Raw genomic sequence first — 3,386 nt, 5'->3', positions numbered from 1 at the left:
GCTTGTGATGCAAAGTCCGCCTGCGCGGACTAGTAAATTAGTCCGCCTGCGCGGACTAGTAAATTAGTCCGCGCAGGCGGACTTTGTAGTGTTAGCTCCGATTTCAAGCGGCGGCGGGGGTAGAACGAAGCTAATATCCTTAACCCGAACTCAGATTAACTAATCAGTCGAGATTGAATGACTAGATTGAATAGAGAGCGCAGCCAAATTAAGGCTCCGACAGTAGCAACGCCGCCTAAAATTGGAGCGAATAAAGGCTGAGTGGGAATTAATAAAATTGCCGCGATCGCACTGATGCTAGTCAAGCTAAGATAGGTCAGATTCCAGTAAACACTATTAATCAATCGAGCGGTGCGCTGCGATCGTACTAATATTTCGAGTTGTTGCTGCTCCAGTCTTTGTTCTAGCTGCTGTATTTGCAGCCTACTATTACTCGGTTTTGTTAATTTGTGTTTGAGATAACTAACTGCTTGTTTGCTGAGTTTGCCGATAATATTACCGCGCTCGGTTACGGCAATACTGCGGATAAAAGGTTGCGCGGCGACGACTAGATTGTATTCTGGATCTAATGTCCGGGCAATACCATCGAGCGTCGATAAAGCTTTGAGAATAAAGCTCATTTCGGGAGATAATTGAAATGGTTGCTGCACGAACAACGTGGTGACTTCACTCTTGATGCGATCGAATTCTTTGATATCGACTGGTCGATCGGTAAAGCGTTCGAGCATAAATTCGATGACGCGTTTAATCGGGCGCATATCGGCAACTGGTTCGACTAATCCCAGCTCGATTAGATTATTAGTGACGGCGGTTTCATCCTTTTTCATCACCGCCCAAAATGTCTCGATCATCCGATCGGTAGAGATATGTTTTAACTCTGCCATCATCCCAAAATCATAGACGACCAGCTTGCCGTCAGCCATAATTGCCATATTACCAGGATGCGGATCGGCTTGGAAAAAACCATCGACGAGTAGCTGTTTGAGATAGCAACAAATTCCAAGTTGATTGATTTTTTTAGGATCGAAACCACAGGCTTCTAAGGTAGCTCGATCGTCGATTTTAATTCCTGGTAAGTAACTCATTGTCAAGACTTTATTACTTGTATATTTCCAGTGAATTTTTGGAACTACAACAGATTTGTCATCTTGAAAATTACTCCGAAAGCGATCGGCATTTTGACCTTCTTTGGTATAGTCGATTTCCTGAAATAGCAGCGTAAAAAATTCTTGATGAATAGCTCTAAGTTCTGCCGATCTCTTTTTTGGCAGCAATCGATCGACCCACCAGAGTAACTTTTCAATTACTTGAAAGTCGAGTTCAAATAACCGCTGCAAACCGGGACGTTGCACCTTAATTACCACCTCTGTACCCGTCCGCAATTTGGCTTTATGTACCTGTCCTAAACTTGCTGCCGCTAAGGGAATCGGATCGAAATAAGCAAATGATAAGTCTAAGGTCGCCCCTAATTCGGTTTCGATAATCTCGATCGCTTCATGGGCGTCAAAAGCTGGTACGCGATCTTGGAGTTGACTCAGCGCTGCGGTATAAGTTGGCGGAAAAAAATCAACTCTCGTCGATAAAGATTGACCGATCTTAATAAAAGTTGGCCCCAATCCGATCGCGGTATTCACTAATTTCTGTGCGCGTCGCCGATGATAGCGCTCGTTGGTCGTCGGCAACAAAAAGTCCCGGAGTAGATGCAAACCCAAGCCAATTGCCGCAGTATAAATATCCAACTGTCTGGCGCGACAGGAATACTTCGCTCTTTGCCACCGAAACCGGGTTTGGCTGCGAGCTGGAGCGGTGGCGAGTACCGATCTCGATAAGAGAGGTAGCTGCTGTGGCAATCCGATTTTCCACATGGTGGATGGCTTCCTCAAGTTAGTGCCGTTCGATGACTGTCGGCATCGTAAGCGTGAAACAGGTTTTGGCGATCGCTGGTTCGACTACATCACTAGCCACGGTAATTGTACCTTGAATGCGATCGACCATCGATTTGACGAGGGCTAAACCTAGTCCAGTCCCGGCGATCGCTTGTTGCGTAACACCCGCACCGCGTCGGAAGCGATCGAATAGATAGGGCAGATCTGTGCTGGCAATTGGCTTACTCAAATTGGCGATTTGGAAAATTGCCCGATCTGGTTCGACACTCAGCCACACCTCTACGAGCGTTTCCGGTAGAGCAAATTTACCCGCATTAATCAATAATTCCTCCAGAATATACTGAAGACTATCGGCATCGGTTTCGATTTGAGAGGATAGCTGCGGGAGATGGAGGGCGATTTCGAGGGCTTTGCTTTCCGACCACCGATCTGCGACAATCGTGGCTTGTTGGGATACAAATTGATTGAGTGAAATTGGTTGGGAGCGCACCTCGACTGGTTGGGTTTCAAACTGTTGGAGTTTGAGTAAATCGGTGACTAGTTTGATTTCCCGCTGACACTGCTCGTCTAAAATATCCAGATACTGAGCGCGGCGCTCGGGATCGATATCAGCTTGGCGCAACATCTTGATCGCTAACGACATACTTGTCAGTGGCGTCCGCAATTCATGGCCGATCGTACTGATAAACTCATCCTTAAGTTCGTTAGCTTGCCGCAATTTCTCCAGCCGCTTGCGACCGACATCGTGTAACTTTGATTGCAATTGCAGACTGGTTTGCACCTGCGATGTCCGGTTGGCAACAGCCGTGCGCGCTTGCTTGAGTTCGCGGCGCTGGATTCTGGCTAGGGCGATTTGCAAGATCTGACATTGCAGTAATTTTAATTCGGTGGGGTGCCAATGCCGCGATCGATCGTGCTGGAGTACCAACCAACCCCACACCGCTTCAGCGGGTGGACGTCCGGGCGCGATCGTACCCATTAACGGAATCATCGCCATGCTCGGGAGTCGATCGGTTTGAAAAATGAGTCGATCTGTTTGAGTATACCGATCGGGACTGTCAAAGATCGTCGGATTGGGCACATTTGCCAACGCTCGCCGACACAGCTCCGAATCCTCAATTAAAAACGCTGCTGGGAGCGGGGGCAAATTGCCCCCGCGCACATCGATGGTGGTGACAATCTGCACTTGAGTTACCTTTCTGGGTGCAGGTGCAGGTGCTGGCTCACTCGGGACTGGCGGCTCGACATTTGCGGCTGATGCGGCGAGTGGGCGATCCCATTCCGAGTCTGGCGATGCTAGATCTGGCTCTGATAAATCGCTTGGTGCTGGTGCGTTAACGGGTGTTGGGGCTGTGGGGGTAGCTGGTGCGACCTCTTTAGTTTTGAGAGTTAAAACAAAGCCCCGTTTGAGTTGTAGTGCGGCGATCGTCTCGGCTACCGCGACCTCAAACAATCGACCCATCGGTTGATTTTCGACAATTGCTTGCGTCAGTTTGTGGT

Annotated in this window: 2 protein-coding genes; both read right to left on the bottom strand. The window is 48.5% G+C overall.

Annotation, left to right across the window (positions count from 1 at the left end; all coding sequences use genetic code 11):
- Positions 1 to 155 precede the first annotated feature (155 nt).
- Positions 156 to 1,865, bottom strand: coding sequence for an AarF/ABC1/UbiB kinase family protein (locus RMO52_RS23565; RefSeq protein WP_310419212.1), 1,710 nt, complete (start codon positions 1,863 to 1,865; stop codon positions 156 to 158).
- A gap of 19 nt (positions 1,866 to 1,884) precedes the next feature.
- On the bottom strand, positions 1,885 to 3,386 hold a 1,502-nt coding region (locus RMO52_RS23560), incomplete at its 5' end, for a HAMP domain-containing sensor histidine kinase (protein WP_310419209.1).

Source organism: Chamaesiphon sp. OTE_8_metabat_110, assembly GCF_031382685.1.
Taxonomy (GTDB): domain Bacteria; phylum Cyanobacteriota; class Cyanobacteriia; order Cyanobacteriales; family Chamaesiphonaceae; genus Chamaesiphon.
This window is presented reverse-complemented; position numbering and strand designations above follow the sequence as displayed.

Excerpts from the sequence above, each read along its gene's own strand:
- RMO52_RS23565 (WP_310419212.1), bottom strand. The coding sequence starts at position 1,865 with ATGTGGAAAATCGGATTGCCACAGCAGCTACCTCTCTTATCGAGATCG.